Source organism: Rathayibacter sp. AY1A4 (genome assembly GCF_002930955.1).
Lineage (GTDB): Bacteria > Actinomycetota > Actinomycetes > Actinomycetales > Microbacteriaceae > Rathayibacter.
Genome location: NZ_PSTN01000018.1, coordinates 15717 through 33943, shown reverse-complemented (window position 1 = coordinate 33943; position 18227 = coordinate 15717). Strand labels below are relative to the sequence as shown.

Here is an 18227-nt window from a genome sequence, read left to right as displayed (position 1 = left end):
CCACGCTCCGACCGCGGCCGTCGTCACATCCCGAAACAGTCGTCCGCGCAGCGCCCGCGCCGACCTACGCTTCCCGGATGGAGCCCGTGACGATCCTCGCCGCACTGCTCGGCCTCGTCGTGCTGGGCGTCGTCCTCGGGGCTGTCCATCGGGCCCGCTCAGGGCGCGTCGCGAGCGCCCCCTCGCGCCAGGACCCCGCGATCGACCCCGGCGAGCTCGTCCCCGGCGCAGTGCTCGGGACCCGGGCCACAGTCGTGCAGTTCTCGACCGACGTCTGCACGCGGTGCCCTGCAGTGCGACGGATGCTCGGGGAGCTCGCCCAGCAGCGGCCCGGGCTGGCGCACCTCGACGTCGATCTGACGCACCGCCCCGACCTTGCGGCGCGCTTCCGCGTCCGGCAGACGCCCACGCTCCTCCTGCTCGATCGAGACGGAGTGCCGCGCAGCCGCGTCGGCGGCGCTCCGACCCGGGCCGCCCTGACCATCGAGCTCGACCGACTCCAGGAGACATGATGAGCACCCGCTCCCCCTCCACCACCGGCGCCACTCCCCCGTCCGGCACCGTCGATCCCCGCGGCCCGAGGGTCGCCGCCGGAGTCACCGCCGCACTCCTCCTCACGGCCGTGGGCCTCGGGCTCGCGGCCGCGGCCCGGGCCGACCTCGACGGCCGGCTCTCCCAGCCCGGCTTCCTCCTGCTGCTCGCGCTCGCCGCCCTCTTCGCCTGGTCGGCCGCGCGCGGCGTCGGCTCCGGCCCCTGGGCGGTGCTGTTCCGCCGGGTGATCCGGCCGCACCTGGCACCGCCGCGCGAGTGGGAGGACGCCCGCCCGCCGCGCTTCGCCCAGCTGATCGGCCTGGTGGTGACCGGCGCCGGCGTCCTCCTGCACGTCGCCGGCGTCCCGGGATCGGTTCCGGTCGCCGCGGCCGTCGCCTTCCTCGCCGCCTTCCTCAACGCCGTGTTCGGCCTCTGCCTGGGCTGCGAGCTCTACCTCGTGCTCGCGCGGGCCGGCCTGGTCGGGCGCTCGGCCGGCTCCCGGGCGTGAGGCTCTAGGCTGGGTCCGCTTCGCGGGCGGCCCGCGACCGGCTCCGGGAGGCACCATGAGCGACTCATCCGCACGGCACTCCGACCACGACGGGACCACGGACTCCGGCTCGCCGCGACGCGCCGCGCGCACGCCGGGCGAGCACGTGTCGACGCCGTCCGAGCTGCCCTCGGCCCGGCCGAATGCGTCCGCTCCCCGGCTCCGCGTCCTGATCTCGGGCGCCAGCGGGATGATCGGCTCCGAGCTGACCCGCCAGCTGCGCGCCGAGGGGCACGAGATCCTGCGCCTGGTGCGCCACGCGCCGTCGAGCCCGGACGAGTTCCACTGGGCGCCCACCTCCCACATGCTCGACTTCAGCGTGCTCGACCGCGTCGACGCCGTGATCAACCTCTCCGGCGCCTCGATCAGCCGCCTGCCGTGGACCGCGTCCTACAAGCGGGAGATCCTCGACTCGCGGATCCAGTCCACGCAGACCCTCACCGACGCGATGCGGATGTCCTCGACCCCGCCGACGACGCTGATCAACGCCTCCGCGGTCGGCTACTACGGAGACCGCCCGGGCGAGGAGCTCACCGAGCAGTCCTCGCGTGGCGACGGGTTCCTCGCCGACGTCGTCGACCGCTGGGAGAAGGCCGCTCACCTCGCGCCCGAGGCCACGCGGGTGGTCACCGCTCGCACCGGGCTCGTCCTCGGCGACGGCGGCGCGCTCAAGCCGCTCCTGCCCCTGACGAAGCTCGGCCTCAGCGGACCCCTCGGCAGCGGCAACCAGGCCTGGCCCTGGATCAGCCTCTATGACGAGGCCGCGGCGATCCGCCACCTGCTCACGTCCTCGCTCTCGGGCCCGGTGAACCTCGCCGGACCGGTGCCGGCGACCGCGAACGACGTGATGCGCACCCTCGCCGAGCAGCTGCACCGCCCGTTCAAGCTGGCCGTCCCCGAGAAGATCATCGAGCTCGCGCTGCGCGACGCCGGGCACGAGCTCCTGCTCTCGAGCCAGCGCCTGGTCCCCCAGCGGCTGCTCGACGACGGCTTCGAGTTCCGCCACCGCACGGTCGGCGCGGCGCTGGAGTGGGTGCTCGCCTGATCCCGGCCGCCCGAGCGGTTCTCGCCCGGAGAGCCGCGCTCGAGTCGCGGCCGAGCGGTCAGGCCGGAGCCTCGTGCTCCAGCGCGATGGCCCGGCGGATGGCGCCTCGGGCGCGCTTGCGGTCGCCACTGGCGTCGTAGGCGAGGCCGAGGCGGTACCAGGCACGCCAGCTCCCGGGCTGCGCGTCGACCTCCTCCGCGTACTGCGGGAACAGCGCGTCCGCCTCCTCCCGGAGCGGACGCCCGCTGGCCCGCGAGTCGAGGACCTCCTGCGGCAGCGCGTTCTCGCCCTCCAGCCGACGGGCCAGCTTCTCGGCGCGGAGCCCGAACAGCAGCTCGCGCACGAGCCCCCAGACGCCGACGGCGCCGAGGATCAGCAGGCCGACGCCCATCACGATGCCGGGCACCGTCGCCGCGGCGAAGGCGACGACGGAGTACTGCAGGCAGACGAACAGGTAGAGGGCGAGCAGGACCGCCATCAGGACGACGCCGATGCGGGTCCTCACGGGGTGCTCGTCGCTGCGGCGGCCTGGCCGGACGGAGCCCGGTCGATGACGGGCTGCTCGTCGACCGGCCGCTCGTCGAGAGGCGCGGCGTCGAAGGCGGCGCGCAGGTCGATCAGCGCGTCGAGGCCCACCACCACGCCCGTGGTCGTCCGGACCGCGTCGAGAGCGCGCAGGACGCCCAGCTCGTAGGACGCCTGCGAGGTGGTGTCGTGCCGGATGGTGACCGTCTCGCCGGTGCCGCCGAAGACGACCTCCTGGCGCGCCTCCACTCCGGGCAGGCGGAGGCTGTGGACCGGGACGCTCGCGACCTGCTGGCCGCGGGCCCGCTGGTCGGTGTGCGGAGCCTGCACCGGACCGAGCTCGGCCCGGGCGCGCAGCAGCAGCTCGGCCGTGCGGACCGCGGTCCCGGAGGGCGAGTCGACCTTGCGGGCGCCGTGGGTCTCGACGATCTCGGCGGCGTCGAAGAAGCGCGCGGCCACGGTGGCCAGCGCGGTCGCGAGCACCGAGCCCAGCGAGAAGTTGGGGATGATCACGACGCCGGCCTCCGGCTGCTCGGCGACGCTGCGCCGGAGGGCCGCGATCCGGTCGCCGGTCCAGCCGGAGGTGCCGACGAGCACCTTCCTCCCGTTGGCCACGGCGAAGTCGACGATCTGCTGGCTGACGGCCGGCACGGTCATGTCGACGACGACGTCGGCCGCGAGCATCTCGGCGGGATCGCTCCGCGAGCCGAGCCGCGCGACGAGCGAGAACTCGCTCGACGCCTCGATGAGCGAGCAGGTGAACGAGCCGAGTCGGCCGGACGCGCCGACCACGGCGACGGAGGTAGTCACCGACTCAGCGTAGCCCGCAGCTCAGTACGGCTGGGCCTCGGGCAGGCCGGTGCGCAGCTCCACGGGCAGGTGCGAGAGATCGTTGTGCACGACGAGCACCGGCGGCTTGCGGGAGCGGACGCGGATGATCGTCAGCCCGCAGTTGGCCTGGTTGAGGCCCAGCCACCGCCAGTCGGGAGCGTCGAACACGTGGCGGACGAACCAGCCGATCACGAAGTTGTGGGTGATGAGGAGGTCGTGGCGGTCCTCGCGCGACGGTGCCAGGAACTCGGCCACCGCGTCCTGCATCTGCGCGTGCCCCGCCTCGATCTCGGCCGCGGTGACGCTGCCGAAGAAGGGCTCGAACGCCTTGGGCATGTCCGGGGTCGGCCCCGAGGGGATGCAGTCGAACAGCAGCGAGGACGGCTGGAGCGGCAGGCTCGGCAGAAGCGTCTGGAAGCGTGCGGCCGTCTCCTCGGCCCGGCGCAGCGGGGAGTGCCACGCTCCGGTGAAGGGGACTCCGCCGAGCCGCTCGGCGATGAGCCTCGCCTGGCGCTCACCACGGGCCGAGAGCGGGCCGTCCGGCATGCCGTGCTCGGCGTCCTGCTGCTCGCCGTGGCGGACGAGGTAGATGTAGTGGGACACGGGGTCCTCCCTGGTGCGGCGCGGCGGTGCGCGGTCAGCGGGCGTTCGACGATCGGATCAGATCGCGGAGGCGCTCTCGATCCCGGCGATCCCGGCGAAGGCCGACTCGTCGACCGCGCCGACGGCCGAGATCGACGACGGCCCCCGGGCCAAGTCTGCCGCGAGTGCCTGGACGTCCTCCGCGCCGACGAGGGCGAGTCGGCGCAGGCTCTCGTCGAGGTCGACGAACTCGCCGAAGGTCAGCTCGGCGCGTCCGAGGCGCGACATCCGGGTGTCGGAGTCCTCCAGCGCGAGCGCCGCCGCTCCCGAGAGCTGGCCGCGGGCGCGCGCGAGCTCGTCGTCGGTGACGCCGTCCTCGGCGAGGCGGTGGAACTCGGTGAGCAGGAGCTCGGCGACCGTCCCCGCCTTCGCCGGGGTGCACGCGGCGTAGAGCCCGAAGAGGCCGGCGTCCGAGTAGGACGGGGCGAAGGAGTAGACGGAGTAGGCCAGGCCGCGCTTCTCGCGCACCTCCTGGAACAGCCGCGAGGACATGCCGCCGCCGAGGATCGAGTTGAGGACGCCCATCGTCATCCGCCGCTCGTCGCCCGCTGCGAGACCGGGGAAGCCGACCAGCAGGTTCGCCTGCTCGGTGGGGCGGTGCACCACCGACAGGGCCCTGCCGCGTGTGTAGGACGCACGGCCGCCGACGCGCCGCTCGACGGGCGGGGCCGCTGTGCCGAGGTCCCAGCCGTCGGCGACGAGGACCCGCTGGAGCAGAGCGACGAGCACCTCGTGGTCGACGGCGCCGGCGACGGTGATCACCACGTCGCGCGGGCGGTAGGCGGCGCGGTAGTGCGCCCAGACCGCGTCCCGGGTGGCCTCGCCGATGGTCGCGGCGGTGCCCCCGATCGGGCGGCCCAGCGGGTGGTCGCCGAACACGGCCTCGAACAGCTTCTCGCCCGCCACGTCGGCCGGATCGTCGTCCGCCATCGCCAGCTCCTCGAGGATGACCCCGCGCTCGGTCTCGAACTCGTCCGGATCGATCAGGCTCGAGGTCACCATGTCGGCGATCACCTCGACCGCCATCGGGAGGTCGCGGTCCTGGATCTTGGCGTAGTAGCAGGTGTACTCCTTGGCGGTGAGAGCGTTGTGCTCCCCGCCCACGGAGTCGAAGGACACGGCGATGTCGAGGGCGGACCGCTTCTGCGTGCCCTTGAACAGCAGGTGCTCGAGGAAGTGCGTCGAGCCGACGTTGGAGGGCACGGCGGGCTCGCCCGCGGTCGCGGGGCGGCCGGGCCGCTCGTCGCGAGAACCCGCGGCGACCCAGAAGCCGATCGTGGCGCTGCGGGCGCCGGGCACCGATTCGCTGAGGATGCGGACACCGCTCGGGAGGACGGAGCGGCGGACCGTGGATCCGCCTGCGGCCCGGACTGACGTCTCCGGCTGGTCGAGGGGCAGTGCGACTCCGTGATTCATCGTGCCCACCCTAGGCCACCGCGACGGCGGCCCGAGCCGGGCTGTCGCGCCGTGGCGGGAGAGGTGCAGGGGGCGTCGCGGACGGGCGCGGTCAGCGGCGCGCGCGCTCCAGCGCGGCCAGGTGTCCGGGGTCGAGCTCGAGCGAGACCGCGCGCACCAGCGCGTCCACGTCGGCGGGTGAGCGCGGGGCGACCGTCGCGGCGGTCAGCCGCGGCCGGCCGAGCAGCCAGGCCAGGGCGACGGCGGCGGGAGCGGCCGAGAGCTCGGCACCGATCGCGTCGAGGACGGCGAGGACCCGGCGTCCGCGGCGCCCGAGGTGGGCGGCGGCGAGTGCCCCGTCGGGCAGGCGGCCGAGCTCGCGGCGGGTGCGCTCGGCGCCGCGGAGGAACCCGTGGGCGAGGGGGACGGTCGCGAGCAGGGCGAGTCCCTGGCCGGCGGCGACGAGGCCGAGATCGCCCTCCGAGCCGGGCCGCTCCAGCAGGTTCCAGCGGACCTCCGCGCCGGCGAGGCGGGGCAGCCCGTGGGCGGCCAGGACGCGCGCCTCGAACAGCTCCTCCGGAGAGAATCCGGAGGCGACCACCGACCGCACCAGCCCGCGCGCCAGCATCACGTCGACAGCGCTGAGGAGCTCGTCGAGGCGTCCGGCCCCGTCGGGGCGGACCGCCAGCACATCGAGGCGATCGGTGCGGAGGCGGCGCAGCGCCCCCTCGACACGGTCCACGAGTGCACGCGGCGTCGCGGGCGCGCCGACCGGAGCGGCGAAGCGGCCGATCAGGAGGAAGCGGTCCCGGTCGCGGTGTCCGGCGGGCCAGCCGCCGACGCCCTCCGCGAGGCTCGAGTCGGTGACGACGACGCCGTTGCCGCCCCACGCCGCGTAGCGCTCGAGCAGCGCGGCACCGTCGTCGCGGCCGAGCGCCGCCGCGTCGAGCACGAAGGGGAAGAGGTCGTGGCCGGAGTCGCCCATCGGCCGGCGGTGCGAGGGTGCGACGGCGGTCGGCTCGACGGGGCCGGTCTCGGCGAGGACGCCGCTCGAGGCGGCTGCGCGGGAGACCGCGGGCGGGAGCGGGACGGCACTGTGACGGGGAGCCCGCACGACGGCGCCGGTCCTGTCCCTGGGCACGCCACCACTCTCCCTGCGGCGGCTCGGGTCCCGCCAGGGGAGAGAGTATCCGAGCGCCGGAGCCGCCACTCCGCCGGGTCGCGCACGGTTCACCAGATCGTTACACGGGCGCCGCCGGCGGGGTCGACTCGCGCCGGCGAGCGGTGCGGCGGGCCCCTCCGTGTCGGCCGTCCGGGCTAGATTCGCGACCATGGACTCCGCCGCCCCGACCCCCTCCGAGACCGCCGCCCCGACCTCCGGCTCCCCCGAGCGGGAGACGTCCGCGCCCTGGTGGACGAGCGCCGTCGTCTACCAGATCTACCCGCGCTCGTTCGCGGACTCGAACGGCGACGGCATCGGCGACCTGGGCGGCATCCGCTCGAAGCTCGACCACCTCGCCGACCTGGGGGTCGACGTGATCTGGCTCTCGCCGGTCTACCCGTCGCCGCAGCACGACAACGGCTACGACATCTCGGACTACGAGGACATCGACCCGCGGTTCGGCACCCTGGAGGAGTTCGACCTGCTCCTCGCGGAGGCCCACGAGCGCGGCATCCGCATCGTGATGGACCTCGTGGTCAATCACACGAGCGACGAGCACGCCTGGTTCGTCGAGTCCCGCTCCTCGCAGGAGGACCCGAAGCGCGACTGGTACTGGTGGCGCCGCGGGCGCCGCTCGGCCGAGCCCGGCCGCGAGCTCGAGGCGGCCGCCGGCGCCGGCCTCGACGTCGCCGAGCCGAACGGCTGGCGCTCCTACTTCTCCGGCCCGGCCTGGACGCTCGACCCGGCGACGGACGAGTACTTCCTCCACCTCTTCGCGGTGCAGCAGCCGGACCTCAACTGGGAGAACCCCGAGGTGCGGAACGCGGTGCACGCGATGATGAACCGCTGGCTCGACCGCGGAGTGGACGGCTTCCGGATGGACGTGATCAACCTCGTCTCGAAGGACGTCGGAGCCGTCGACGGCGAGCAGGGCGGCACGGGCATCGTCGGAGGGGTGGGTCCGCGGCTCCACGAGTACCTCCGCGAGATGCACGAGGCCGTGTTCGCGCACCGCGAGGGCTCCTTCCTCACCGTCGGCGAGATGCCCGGGGTCACCCTCGAGGAGGCGGTGCTCGTGACGGATCCCGAGCGGCGTGAGCTCGACATGGTCTTCCAGTTCGAGCACGTCGGCATCGACCACGGAGTCGACAAGTTCCACCCGGTGCCGCTGGACCTGGTCGCCTTGAAGGCCAACCTCGCGCGCTGGCAGGACGGCCTGGCCGAGCGCGGCTGGAACAGCCTGTACCTCGGCAACCACGACCAGCCGCGTCTCGTCTCCCGCTTCGGGGACGACGGCGCGCACCGCTACGAGTCCGCTACCCTCTGGGCGACGCTCCTCCACCTCCAGCGCGGCACGCCGTACATCTACCAGGGCGACGAGATCGGGATGACGAACGTCCCGTTCGCCGGCATCGAGGACTTCCGCGACGTCGAGTCCCTGAACTACTGGGCCGAGGCCGTCGACGAGCGCGGCGAGGACCCGGCGATCGTGCTCGCCGGGCTGCGCGCGCAGAGCCGCGACAACGCCCGCACGCCGGTGCAGTGGGACGACGGCCCCCAGGCCGGCTTCACGACCGGCGAGCCGTGGATCGCGGTCAACCCGAACGCCGCCGAGGTGAACGTCGCCGCCGACCGGGCCGCCGAGCGGTCGGTCTTCGAGTACTACCGGGCGCTGATCGCGCTGCGGCACGCCGATGAGACGGTGCAGCTGGGCCGCTTCGCGCTGCTGGAGCCCGAGCACCCCGCGCTCTTCGCCTTCACGCGCACCGGACCGGGCGAGCTGCTCGTCGTCGGGAACGTGTCCGGCGAGCCGATCGACGTGCCGCTGCTCGAGGAGTGGGCGGCTGCCGAGACGGTCCTCGGCAACGTCGCCGGTGCGACCGGGTCGACGCTAGGCCCGTGGGAGGCGCGCATCCTGCGCCGCTGAACCTCGCCGCGCCCCGCTCCGAGCCCGGCGCGGGGCGCGGCGCCCGACGGCGGCGGACCCGCGGGCGAGAGCCTCAGGCGGAGACGCGGTCCAGCTGGGCGATGTCGCTCCGGGTCAGTGGGAGCGCGGCCGCCGCGAACAGCGACTCGAGCTCCGCGGCGTTCCGCGCCCGGACGATCGCCGCCGAGACCTCCTGGTGCGAGAGCACCCAGGCGAGCGCGACCACGCCGGGCTCCGTGCCGTGGGCCCCGGCGATCTCGTCGAGGGCAGCGAGCACGCGGGAGCCGTGGCGGCCGACGTAGTCCAGGCCCGCCTCGAACAGGGCCGACTCCGGCTCGTCCGTGCGGCTGCGCAGGGCGCCGGTGAGGTAGCCGCTCGCCAGGGGCAGCCGCGCGAGGGTGCCGAGCTCGAGCCGCACCACCTCGGGGGCGACGTCGGTCTCGTAGGTCCGGCGCTCCATCAGGCTGTACTCCGACACGACGGCCGAGAGCGACGGCAGTGCGAACGCGGTCGCCGTCTCGTGCAGCGCCGTGATCGCGGCTCCGCTGAAGTGCGCGGCGCCCAGGGCGCCGACCGAGCCGTCCGCCAGGAACGGCGCGACCGCCGCCAGGCTGTCGGCGATGGGGATCCCGGGGTCCTCGCTGTCGAACGAGAGCAGGTCGATCCGGGTGCCGAGCCGCTCGAGGCTCCCCTCGATCGCGATGCGGACGTCCTCCGGGGCGAGGCCAGGCGCGTCCGGGTGCCGGCCGACCTTCGTCGCGACCAGCATCCGCTCGCGCAGCCCGCTCTGCTCGAGCCAGCGGCCGATCATGTACTCGCTCCGACCGGTCGCGTAGTGGTCCGCGGTCGAGATCAGGGTGCCGCCGAGACGGCCGAACGCGTCGAGCACCTCGGTGGTGTCGTCGATCCCGGCGGCCCAGCCGAAGACGGAGCCGTCGAGGGCGAGCGGATGCACGGGGAGGCCGGTCCGACCCAGGGTGCGTGAGAGGAGGGGCGTCTCCGGCTCGGTGGCCAGGGGCGTCGGGTCGGTCACGGAGTCCTCCGGTCGGGGCGGTGCGGCGCGGTCCCGCCACCGTACCCCATGCCCCCGCCGACGACGGACGCCCGCCCCACCGGAGTGGGACGGGCGTCACGGTCGTGCAGGAGGGATCAGCTCTCGGCGGGAGCCTCGGCCTCGGCCTCCTCGGCCACGACGGGCGCGAGGGACAGCTTGCCGCGATCGTCGATCTTGGTGATCTGGACGAGCAGCTTCTGACCGACTCCGAGGACGTCCTCGACGTTCTCGACGCGCTTGCCGCCGGCGAGCTTGCGGACCTCGCTGATGTGCAGCAGTCCGTCCTTGCCGGGGAGGAGCGAGACGAACGCGCCGAACGTCGCGAGCTTGACGACGGTTCCGAGGAACTGCTCGCCGACCTCGGGGTTGGTCGGGTTCGCGATGGCGTTGACCTGCGCACGCGCGGCCTCGGCCGACGGGCCGTCGACGGCTCCGATGTAGACGGTGCCGTCCTCCTCGATGGAGATGTCGGCGCCGGTCTCGTCCTGGATCGCGTTGATCGTCTTGCCCTTGGGGCCGATCAGCTCGCCGATCTTGTCGACGGGGATCTGCACCGAGATCACGCGGGGCGCGGTCGGGGCCATCTCGTCGGGCTGGTCGATGGCCGCCGTGAGCACCGCGAGGATCGTGGTGCGGGCGTCCTTGGCCTGCTTGAGCGCGGCGTCGAGCACCGACGACGGGATGCCGTCGAGCTTCGTGTCGAGCTGGATGGCCGTGACGAACTCGGCGGTTCCGGCGACCTTGAAGTCCATGTCGCCGAGCGCGTCCTCGGCGCCCAGGATGTCGGTCAGCGCCGCGTAGCGGGTCTGGCCGTCGACGACGTCGGACACGAGGCCCATCGCGATGCCCGCGACCGGGGCGCGCAGCGGCACTCCGGCGTTGAGGAGCGACAGGGTCGACGCGCAGACCGAGCCCATCGAGGTCGAGCCGTTGGAGCTCAGCGCCTCGGAGACCTGGCGGATCGCGTAGGGGAACTCCTCGCGGCTCGGCAGCACCGGCACGAGGGCGCGCTCGGCGAGGAAGCCGTGCCCGATCTCGCGACGCTTCGGCGATCCGACGCGGCCGGTCTCACCGGTCGAGTAGGGCGGGAAGTTGTAGTGGTGCAGGTACCGCTTCTTGGTGACGGGCGACAGCGAGTCGATCTGCTGCTCCATCTTGAGCATGTTCAGCGTGGTGACGCCCAGGATCTGGGTCTCGCCGCGCTGGAAGATGGCCGAGCCGTGGACGCGCGGGATGACCTGCACCTCGGCGTCGAGCGGGCGGATGTCGGCCAGGCCGCGTCCGTCGATGCGCACGCCGTCGCGGAGGATGCGGCCGCGGACGACCACCTTCGTGACGGACTTGTACGCCGCTCCGACCTGGTTGTAGGCCTCGGCCGACAGCTGACCCGAGGCGATGCGCTCGGCGATCTGCTCCTTGACGCGCGCCTTGAGGGCGTCGTCGGCGTCCTGCCGCTCGACCTTGTCGGCGATCTGGTACACGCGGACGAGCTCGTCGTAGCTGAGCTCGGCGACGTTGTCGTAGGTCTCCTGCGCGTAGGGCAGGAACACCGGGTAGTCCTTGACCGGCTTCGCGGTCTCGGCGGCGAGCTTCGCCTGCGCCTCGACGAGTGCGCGGAGGAAGGGCTTGGCGGCCTCGAGGCCCTCGGCGACGACGTCCTCGCTGGGCTTGGTCGCACCCGCCTTGATGAGGTTCCAGGAGGACTCCGTGGCCTCGGCCTCGACCATCATGATGGCGACGTCCGAGGAGCCGTCCTCGTTGGTGACGACGCGGCCCGCGACGGTGAGGTCGAAGACGGCGTTCTCCAGCTGGGAGGCCTTGGGGAAGGCGACCCACTGGTCGTTGCCGGAGCCGTCGGACATGAGCGCCAGGCGGACGCCGGCGACCGGGCCGGAGAACGGCAGGCCGGAGATCTGCGTGGACGCGCTCGCGGCGTTGATCGCGAGGGCGTCGTAGAACTCGTCCGGCGCGATGCTGAGGACCGTGATGACGATCTGGACCTCGTTGCGCAGGCCCTCGACGAACGAGGGGCGCAGCGGCCGGTCGATCAGACGGCAGACCAGGATCGCCTCGGTGGAGGGGCGGCCCTCGCGGCGGAAGAACGAGCCGGGGATCTTGCCGGCGGCGTAGGAGCGCTCCTCGACGTCGACGGTCAGCGGGAAGAAGTCGAAGTTGTCCTTCGGGTTCTTCGAGGCCGACGTGGCCGAGAGGAGCATGGTGTCCTCGTCGAGATAGGCGGCGACGGCGCCCTGAGCCTGCTGCGCGAGGCGGCCGGTCTCGAAGCGGACGGTGCGGGTGCCGTACGAGCCGTTGTCGAGAACGGCTTCGGCGAATGTGATTTCAGGACCTTCCAAGAGGTCTGTCTCCTTAACGTCTGCAGCGGCGCCCCTTCTGGGCGCCGGCGTTCGTCGGAGCAGCGGTCCGGTCAGGAATCGAGACGATCCCACGGCAGGGCTTCGCGCCGTGCCGTCGTGTGGAGGGCGTTCGTGCTGGCCACCAGTAGAAGAGCTCCGGGCTGTCGCGACCTGTGCCGCGAGCGGGACGTGCCGCCTGCGACTCGTGCCGCGGCGGCCCGTGCTCTGTCGCACGCTGCCGCCGTCCGGGACTCCACCACCGAGGACCAGCTTCCTGCCGGCCTGCTCCGTGGCTCGAATCCTGGGTCGACCGGCGGTCGCTTTCGGATTCGGAACCGGTTCATGCTATCAGCCGCGGTGCGGTTCCTCCATGGACCGCGCCGACCCGGCGGGCCCTCCGCCCGTCAGCCACGCGTCTCGTGCATCAGCAGCTCGACGCGCAGCCCGCCCCTCACCGTCACGATGCGGGCCGGCACGCGGGGCGACCTCCCCGCCTCCGAGAGCCGGGCGAGGGCGGCCTCGACCACGTTCTCGAGACCGCGCGGCACCTGGCCGACGAGCCCCGAGGGGCGCTGGGCCGCGAACAGGCGGACCGGCATCGGAGCGTCCACGCGCTCCTCCTCCGCGGTGCGGCGCGGGATCACGGCCGTGACCTCGTCCTCGCCGAGGGCGAGCACCCGCGCGATCTCGTCCTGGTGCGGCCGGGAGTCGGCGAGGCGGAGGAGGGTGTCGCCGCGCCGCGACTTCGGACGCAGCTCGTAGTCGTAGTCGTCGAGCTTGCCCGAGCCGCGGTCGTCGGAGGGGAGGGGGTTCGCGTCGCCGCGTCCGAACGAGAAGAGCTTCATGCCTCCATTGTCCAGCGCGCGGCCCCTCCCCCGCTCGCGTCAGGCGGTGCGCCGCATCCGGGCGATCGCCGCGAGCACCAGGACGAGCACGACGGCGACGAAGCCGAGCAGGACCGGGACGGCCGGCAGGAGCGCGAGCGCGGCACCGATCGCCAGGACCGGCACCGCGAGGCCGAGATAGGCGGCGAGGAACACGGCCGCGAGCACCTCGCCGCGGGTCTCGTCGGTGGCGAGCGAGCCGGCGACTCCGAGCGCCAGGCGGAAGAGCAGGCCCACGCCCGCTCCCGCGAGCACCCCGCCGATGATGAAGGCGGACACCGAGACGATCACGGCACCGGTCGCGACCAGCAGCAGCCCGGCCGTCAGCGCCACGGCCGCGAGGCGGAGCGCCGTCCGCGAGGACAGCCGGATCGAGACCAGCTGCGCGACGGCTCCGGCGGCGAAGACCCCGAAGGAGACCGCGCCCGCCTCGAGGTGGGAGGTCTCGCCGAAGCGCCCGGCGAGGAAGGTCGGCGCCAGCGAGGTGAAGAGGCCGAACACGGCGAACCCGGCGAACGCGCCGACCGCGGCCGAGAGGAAGACGCCGCGGGAGGCGGCCGGCACGGCCAGGCGCTGCGGACGGTAGGCCGGGAGGACCTCGCGCCGCTCGACCGTCTCGGGGACGAGCGCGACGCCGATCCCGAGGACGACCAGGAGGACGAGGAACACGGCGTACGGGACGACCAGGGGCTCGCGCACCGTCACGGCGAACACCCCGCCGACGAGCGGGCCGAGCGCCAGCCCGCCCATGTTGACGAGGGCGGAGACGGCGCGGGAGGTGCCGGGGCCCTCCTCCGGGCGGGCGACGGCGCGCAGCTCCGAGAGGTGAGCGGTGGCCGTCGCGGTGAGCGCGCCGACGCCGAGCCCGGTCAGCAGGCGGGCGAGGATCAGCCCGGGCACGTCCGGCCAGAGCAGGAACACGGCGGCCGCCAGGACCTCGACGAGGATCGACGCGAGCAGGATCCGGCGGCGGCCGAGCCAGTCGCTGACGTGCCCGGCGAGGAAGAGGCTCGCCACGACTCCGACCGCGTACGCGGCGAAGACCACGGTGACGACGAAGGCCGGGAACCCGTCGCGCTGCTGGTAGATCGCGTAGAGCGGTGTCGGCACGGTCGAGAACGCCATCACCGTGAGGAAGGCGACGGCGATCACCCAGAAGCCGTGGCGGTGCGGGAGCTCGCGGCGGTGGACAGACGGGAGGGAGCGCTCGGTGGTGGTCACGGTGTCCACAGTGCTCCGCCCCATCATCCGTGTCCAACGGAGGATCTCGGTTGGATTGATCGTCCCTGCTGGATAATGAGCGGATGGACGACCGCCAGCTCGCCGCCTTCGTCGCCGTCGCCGAGGAGCTCAGCTTCACCCGGGCGGCCGCGCGCCTGTTCGTCGTGCAGTCGACCCTCTCGGCGAGCATCCGCTCGCTCGAGCAGGAGCTCGGCTCGCCGCTGTTCGCCCGCTCGACCCGGCGGGTGGCGCTCACCGCGGTCGGCGAGGCGCTCCTGCCCTCGGCCCGATCGGCGATCGACAGCCTCGACCGGATGCGCTCGCTCGCGGCCGACGACGCGGCGGGGCTCCGCGGGCGGGTGCGGGTGGGCACCTTCTCCGCCCTCGACCTCGTCGACCTGCCCGGCGCACTCGGCGTCTTCCGCACCCGGCACCCGCTGGTGGACCTGCTCCTGCGCACCTCGACCACCGGCTCCACCGGTCTCGCCGAGGACCTGCGCCGCGGCCTGCTCGACGCCGCTCTGCTGGCACTGCCCGCGGCGCAGCTGCGGGGCCTGGCGGTGACGCGGCTGGTGCGCAGCGACTACGTCCTGCTGGTGGAGAGCGCGCATCCGCTCGCCGCGGCGGGACCGCCCTCCCCGCAGGACCTCGACGGGCTCACCTTCGTGGACACGCCCGCCGGCTTCGGCAACAGGGTCGCCGTCGACCTCGCCTTCCGCGAGGCCGGGGCGTCGCGCCGGGTGGCCACCGAGGTCGCCGATCTGCCGGGGATCCCCCGCTTCGTGCAGGCGGGGCTGGGGCCGGCGATCGTGCCGCGCGCGGGCGTCGAGCCGCTGGAGGGCGTCACGGCCCTCGCGCTCGACTGGCCGGGGCTGGTCTGGGAGCTCTCGGTCTGCACGGCGCCGCGCCCCTCCGCCGCGGTGCAGGCGCTCACGGCCGTGCTGGCGGAGCGCTTGGCCTAGGCCTCAGCCCTCGCGCAGGGGGCCGCGGACGATCGAGTCGCCGGAGTGCTCCGGGTCGTCGTCGAACGGCTCCTGGGAGACGTCCACGAGCGGGTACTCGGCGAGGTCGACGTCGTCGGGGACGGCGAAGACGCCGTCGGTCCCGTCGAGCACGCCGAGCCCGACCAGCCCGGAGGCGTCGGCGGCGAGGAGCCAGACCTCCCGGTACGAGTCGTCCGCGCTCTGCGCATCGAGGTGCACGTGCAGGCGGCGGGTGCCGTCGGCGTCCTCCAGCTCGGCGGTTCCGCTCGCTCCCTGCCAGTCGGGGAAAGCGGCGAGATCAGCGCGCGCCACGACGGCGGCGGTGTCGTCGCTCCGCGAGGCCTGCCACCAGGCTCCGCCCGCGACCCCGATGACGAGCGCGCCGAGAGCGGCCAGCACGGCGCTCAGAGCGCGGGGCCGGCGGCGGCGGGCGGGACGGTGCCGTCCCGGGGGAAGGGCGAGCGGAGGCGGCACGGCAGCGGCCGACGACGGCAGGGCGCCGGGCCCGAGGTCGCCGAGGGCGAGCTCCTCGCGGATGCGGTCCCAGACGATCGCGGGCGGCGCCTCCAGCTCGACAGCACGGCTCGCACGGCCCAGGCCCGCGGCGTGGCCGAGCTCGACCAGCTGCCGGGCGCAGTCGGGGCAGTCGCGCAGGTGGGTCTGCTCGGCGTCGCTCGAGTGCTCGCCGAGGGCGAGCAGGGCGAGCTCGTCGGGATCGAGGTGGGTCATGTGCTGCTCACCTCCAGGCGGGAGCGGAGCCGGTCGAGGCTGCGGCGGATGTGGCTCTTGACGGTACCGAGCGGCAGGCCGGTGCGCTCGGCGATCTCGGTGTGGGTGAGGTCCTCGTAGAAGGCGAGGCCGATCACCCGCCGGGGGACGGGATCCAGGCGGGCCAGCTCGTCGGCGATCAGGATCCGCGCCTCGAGGTCGACGGGGGCCTCCCCCTCCTCGACCGGCGTGACGGCGACGAGGGCCTCGGTGAGCCTCCGCTCGCGCGCCCGCGCCTCGTGCGCGTCCGCGATCCTCCTCCGGGAGATCCCGACCAGCCAGGCTCCGAGAGCCGCCCGTCCGGGGTCGAAGCCCGAGCGCGAGGTCCAGGCCGAGACGAACACGCGCTGCACCACGTCCTCCGCGTCGCCGCGGTCGCCGAGCGAGCGCAGCGCCAGCGTGAAGACCAGCGGCGACCAGCGCGAGTAGGCCTCGGCGAGCGCCGCCTCCTCCCCTGCGGCGAAGCGGCGGCCGAGCCGGGCCACGAGAGCGCTGTCGGCCTCGGCGCCGTCGGCGGGCTCGATGGTCTCGATCAGGGGGTCCCTCCAGGGCTGCGGGGAGCGCTGCCGCCCGGGGGCGTGCGGCGCTGCGAGGCTCATCGTACGTCGCTGAGGCTCGGGCGGGCGGATCAGCCGGCCGGGACGGCCGTGACCACCACGTTGCTGAGGTAGTGGCGGGTGTCGTAGTCGAAGTCGCCGCCGCAGGTGATCAGGACCAGCCGCGGCGGTCCGTCGGCGGCGAACACGGCCGAGAGGTCGACCGTGGTCTTCTCCGTGGTCTCCACCGTCGAGACGGTGTACGCGCGCTCCGCGCCGTCCGCGCCGGTGAGGGTCACGGTCTGGCCCGGGACCGCCTTCTTCAGCTCGACGAACGGCCCGAGGCCGTAGGCGAGGGAGTCGACGTGCGCGGCGATCACGACCGTGCCCTCCGGCTCGTCGAGGCCGGCGCCGAAGCGGTACCAGCCGGCGACCTGCGTGTCGGGCACGAGCTCCATCGTGCCGTCGTCCGCGACTCCGACCGGCTCGACGGCCATGTCGACGGGGAGCCCCTCGACGACGAGCCGCTCGGGAGCGAGCGCGGTGGGGGCGGGGGTCGCGCCGAGCCGGGCGTCCGCCACCGGGACGGACGGCACCGCTTCCGGCGGGGCCGCCGTGGGCGAGGAGGGGACCGTGGCCGGCACCGGCTGCTGGGGCGCCGAGGAGACGGCGGCGGGAGCGGGCTCCACCCGGGACTCCTGCGCCGCGCATCCGGCGAGACCGGCACCGGCCACGATCAGCCCGACCACGGCGAGGACGCGCAGAGGGAAGGGGCTCCGGCTCATGGCGTCCTCCTGGGTCGTGGTCGGGGGTGCCGGGACGGCCGCGCTCCAGCACGGCCGACCCGGCGGTCGGTTCCTCGGGTCAGCGACGCGAGGCGGCGGTGCGGCGGCCGATCAGCACGGCGCCGGCGGCGGCGAGGGCGGCGAGCAGTGCTCCGCCCCACCAGCCCGCGGCGGCGTCGGGGCGGTTGTCCGCGGCGAGGCCGGCCTCACCGGCGGGGACGCCCGACGGCGAGGAGTGCAGTCCGTCGATGGTCTGCGTCGCGAGAGCGAGGTTGCCCTTCTCCAGGCTGCCCCAGGCGTAGACGATCGTGTTCACGCCCTCCTGGACCTGCACGTCGGCCGGGCCGATGACCGGCGCGGTGGTCCCGGTCGCGGCGACCACGGTCGAGATCGTGGCCGGGGCGAGGTTCAGCACGCCCTCGTTCGGGTTCGTCACGTTCGTCAGGACGGGCGACCCTCCGGCGAGGATGTCCACGGCCGGAGCGGCGGCGATGTGGCGGACCGTGAGCCGGCCCTCGCCCGCGGCGGTCTTCGAGATGTCGTTGGTGAAGAGGGTCGCGGTGGGGGTGTTGTCGGGCTTGAGGTGCGCCGCGACGGTGTAGCTCTTCCCCGCCTCGAGGCTGATGTCGATCGGGCCGATCACGGGGGCGCTGGCGTCCGCGGCGGTGGAGGCCGTGATGGCGACCTTGTAGGTGCCGGTGGGGAGGTCGAGCGGGCCGGCGAGCGAGCCGGGGGTGAAGTCGTCGAGCGTCAGCTTGCCGTCGACGTAGACGTCGACCGGGGTGTCGGGGACGGCGTGCAGGACCGAGAGGTCGGCCGAGTCGGCGTCGGCGGCGGCGGCGGGCGTTGTGGCGATGCCGACGACGGCCAGGGTTCCGATGCAGGCACCGGCGAGCAGGCTGCGGGAGAAGCGGGAGGTGGTCACGGTGTTCCTCTTTCACGATGGGACCCGCGAGGGGTCGGGGGGTGGTCGAGAAGGGCCTTCACCACTACTTCCGCCCGAGGCGCCTCCTCGGATGCACCCGGTCTGAGATTCC

18 protein-coding genes are annotated in these 18227 nt (G+C 73.9%); 5 read left to right on the top strand and 13 right to left on the bottom strand.

All coding sequences use genetic code 11. The annotated features are described in order from the left end of the window. The first annotated feature begins 77 nt into the window (after nt 1–77). Genes C5B92_RS11630 through C5B92_RS11620 form a run of 3 tightly spaced genes read left to right on the top strand, consistent with a single transcriptional unit; the run spans nt 78 to nt 2123 of the window. Nucleotides 78–512, top strand: a complete 435-nt coding sequence (locus tag C5B92_RS11630) for a thioredoxin family protein (protein ID WP_104233266.1) — start codon at nt 78–80, stop codon at nt 510–512. Continuing rightward, nucleotides 512–1039: a DUF4395 domain-containing protein gene (locus C5B92_RS11625; protein WP_104350419.1), complete on the top strand. Its 528-nt coding sequence runs from the start codon at nt 512–514 to the stop codon at nt 1037–1039. Before C5B92_RS11630 ends, C5B92_RS11625 begins: the two co-directional genes overlap by 1 nt. Nucleotides 1040–1094: 55 nt before the next feature. Further along, the gene (locus tag C5B92_RS11620) at nt 1095–2123 is read left to right on the top strand and encodes a TIGR01777 family oxidoreductase (RefSeq protein WP_104350418.1); all 1029 of its coding nucleotides are present in this window, start codon (nt 1095–1097) and stop codon (nt 2121–2123) included. 58 nt (nt 2124–2181) lie between these two features. Here the strand turns inward: C5B92_RS11620 and C5B92_RS11615 are convergent, their stop codons facing one another. The 5 genes from C5B92_RS11615 to C5B92_RS11595 all read right to left on the bottom strand — a co-directional run bounded on the left by C5B92_RS11615 (nt 2182) and on the right by C5B92_RS11595 (nt 6657). Further along, nucleotides 2182–2628: a hypothetical protein gene (locus C5B92_RS11615; protein ID WP_104250175.1), complete on the bottom strand. Its 447-nt coding sequence runs from the start codon at nt 2626–2628 to the stop codon at nt 2182–2184. Continuing rightward, entirely contained in the window at nt 2625–3458 is an 834-nt protein-coding gene (dapB, locus tag C5B92_RS11610) for a 4-hydroxy-tetrahydrodipicolinate reductase (RefSeq protein ID WP_104255565.1), read from the bottom strand. Before dapB ends, C5B92_RS11615 begins: the two co-directional genes overlap by 4 nt. A 21-nt stretch (nt 3459–3479) precedes the next feature. Continuing rightward, nucleotides 3480–4082 carry a histidine phosphatase family protein gene (locus C5B92_RS11605; RefSeq protein ID WP_104224462.1) on the bottom strand — a complete coding sequence of 201 codons (603 nt, stop codon included), beginning with the start codon at nt 4080–4082 and terminating at the stop codon, nt 3480–3482. Between the two features lie 57 nt (nt 4083–4139). Beyond that, the gene (locus C5B92_RS11600) at nt 4140–5537 is read right to left on the bottom strand and encodes a pitrilysin family protein (RefSeq protein ID WP_104255581.1); all 1398 of its coding nucleotides are present in this window, start codon (nt 5535–5537) and stop codon (nt 4140–4142) included. A 91-nt stretch (nt 5538–5628) separates the two neighbouring features. Continuing rightward, a complete protein-coding gene (locus tag C5B92_RS11595) occupies nt 5629–6657 on the bottom strand; it encodes an aldo/keto reductase (protein ID WP_181028815.1) in 1029 nt (342 codons plus the stop codon). A gap of 190 nt (nt 6658–6847) precedes the next feature. Here C5B92_RS11595 and C5B92_RS11590 point away from each other — a divergent pair, with 190 nt between their 5' ends. Then, entirely contained in the window at nt 6848–8605 is a 1758-nt protein-coding gene (locus C5B92_RS11590) for an alpha-glucosidase (RefSeq protein ID WP_104274061.1), read from the top strand. Nucleotides 8606–8678: 73 nt separating this feature from the next. Here C5B92_RS11590 and C5B92_RS11585 read toward each other — a convergent pair whose 3' ends face one another. From C5B92_RS11585 to C5B92_RS11570, 4 genes are all read right to left on the bottom strand, one after another. Next, nucleotides 8679–9638: an aldo/keto reductase gene (locus C5B92_RS11585; RefSeq protein WP_104233259.1), complete on the bottom strand. Its 960-nt coding sequence runs from the start codon at nt 9636–9638 to the stop codon at nt 8679–8681. Between the two features lie 116 nt (nt 9639–9754). Then, the gene (locus tag C5B92_RS11580) at nt 9755–12013 is read right to left on the bottom strand and encodes a polyribonucleotide nucleotidyltransferase (protein ID WP_104226293.1); all 2259 of its coding nucleotides are present in this window, start codon (nt 12011–12013) and stop codon (nt 9755–9757) included. A 404-nt stretch (nt 12014–12417) separates the two neighbouring features. Beyond that, nucleotides 12418–12858, bottom strand: coding sequence for a hypothetical protein (locus C5B92_RS11575; protein WP_104233257.1), 441 nt, complete (start codon nt 12856–12858; stop codon nt 12418–12420). 39 nt (nt 12859–12897) lie between these two features. Beyond that, nucleotides 12898–14118 (bottom strand): MFS transporter, encoded by a 1221-nt coding sequence (locus C5B92_RS11570; protein WP_258059399.1) that lies wholly within the window; start codon nt 14116–14118, stop codon nt 12898–12900. 83 nt (nt 14119–14201) lie between these two features. Here C5B92_RS11570 and C5B92_RS11565 point away from each other — a divergent pair, with 83 nt between their 5' ends. Next, entirely contained in the window at nt 14202–15080 is an 879-nt protein-coding gene (locus C5B92_RS11565) for a LysR family transcriptional regulator (RefSeq protein ID WP_104274062.1), read from the top strand. Nucleotides 15081–15083: 3 nt separating this feature from the next. Here C5B92_RS11565 and C5B92_RS11560 read toward each other — a convergent pair whose 3' ends face one another. From C5B92_RS11560 to C5B92_RS11545, 4 genes are all read right to left on the bottom strand, one after another. Next, entirely contained in the window at nt 15084–15830 is a 747-nt protein-coding gene (locus tag C5B92_RS11560) for an anti-sigma factor (protein WP_104274063.1), read from the bottom strand. Further along, nucleotides 15827–16468, bottom strand: a complete 642-nt coding sequence (locus tag C5B92_RS11555) for an RNA polymerase sigma factor (RefSeq protein WP_104226288.1) — start codon at nt 16466–16468, stop codon at nt 15827–15829. The genes C5B92_RS11560 and C5B92_RS11555 overlap by 4 nt, the downstream gene beginning before the upstream one ends. Before the next feature lie 29 nt (nt 16469–16497). Further along, complete coding sequence (locus tag C5B92_RS11550; RefSeq protein WP_104255560.1) at nt 16498–17190, bottom strand: class F sortase; 693 nt, start codon at nt 17188–17190, stop codon at nt 16498–16500. A 79-nt stretch (nt 17191–17269) separates the two neighbouring features. Then, nucleotides 17270–18115, bottom strand: coding sequence for a DUF4397 domain-containing protein (locus tag C5B92_RS11545; RefSeq protein ID WP_104255559.1), 846 nt, complete (start codon nt 18113–18115; stop codon nt 17270–17272). Nucleotides 18116–18227 lie beyond the last annotated feature (112 nt).

Coding starts and splice junctions, on each gene's coding strand:
- C5B92_RS11550 (WP_104255560.1), bottom strand. CDS start 17,190: ATGAGCCGGAGCCCCTTCCCTCTGCGCGTCCTCGCCGTGGTCGGGCTG.
- C5B92_RS11620 (WP_104350418.1), top strand. CDS start 1,095: ATGAGCGACTCATCCGCACGGCACTCCGACCACGACGGGACCACGGAC.
- C5B92_RS11625 (WP_104350419.1), top strand. CDS start 512: ATGAGCACCCGCTCCCCCTCCACCACCGGCGCCACTCCCCCGTCCGGC.
- C5B92_RS11600 (WP_104255581.1), bottom strand. CDS start 5,537: ATGAATCACGGAGTCGCACTGCCCCTCGACCAGCCGGAGACGTCAGTC.
- C5B92_RS11630 (WP_104233266.1), top strand. CDS start 78: ATGGAGCCCGTGACGATCCTCGCCGCACTGCTCGGCCTCGTCGTGCTG.
- C5B92_RS11565 (WP_104274062.1), top strand. CDS start 14,202: ATGGACGACCGCCAGCTCGCCGCCTTCGTCGCCGTCGCCGAGGAGCTC.
- C5B92_RS11560 (WP_104274063.1), bottom strand. CDS start 15,830: ATGACCCACCTCGATCCCGACGAGCTCGCCCTGCTCGCCCTCGGCGAG.
- C5B92_RS11555 (WP_104226288.1), bottom strand. CDS start 16,468: ATGAGCCTCGCAGCGCCGCACGCCCCCGGGCGGCAGCGCTCCCCGCAG.
- C5B92_RS11590 (WP_104274061.1), top strand. CDS start 6,848: ATGGACTCCGCCGCCCCGACCCCCTCCGAGACCGCCGCCCCGACCTCC.
- C5B92_RS11575 (WP_104233257.1), bottom strand. CDS start 12,858: ATGAAGCTCTTCTCGTTCGGACGCGGCGACGCGAACCCCCTCCCCTCC.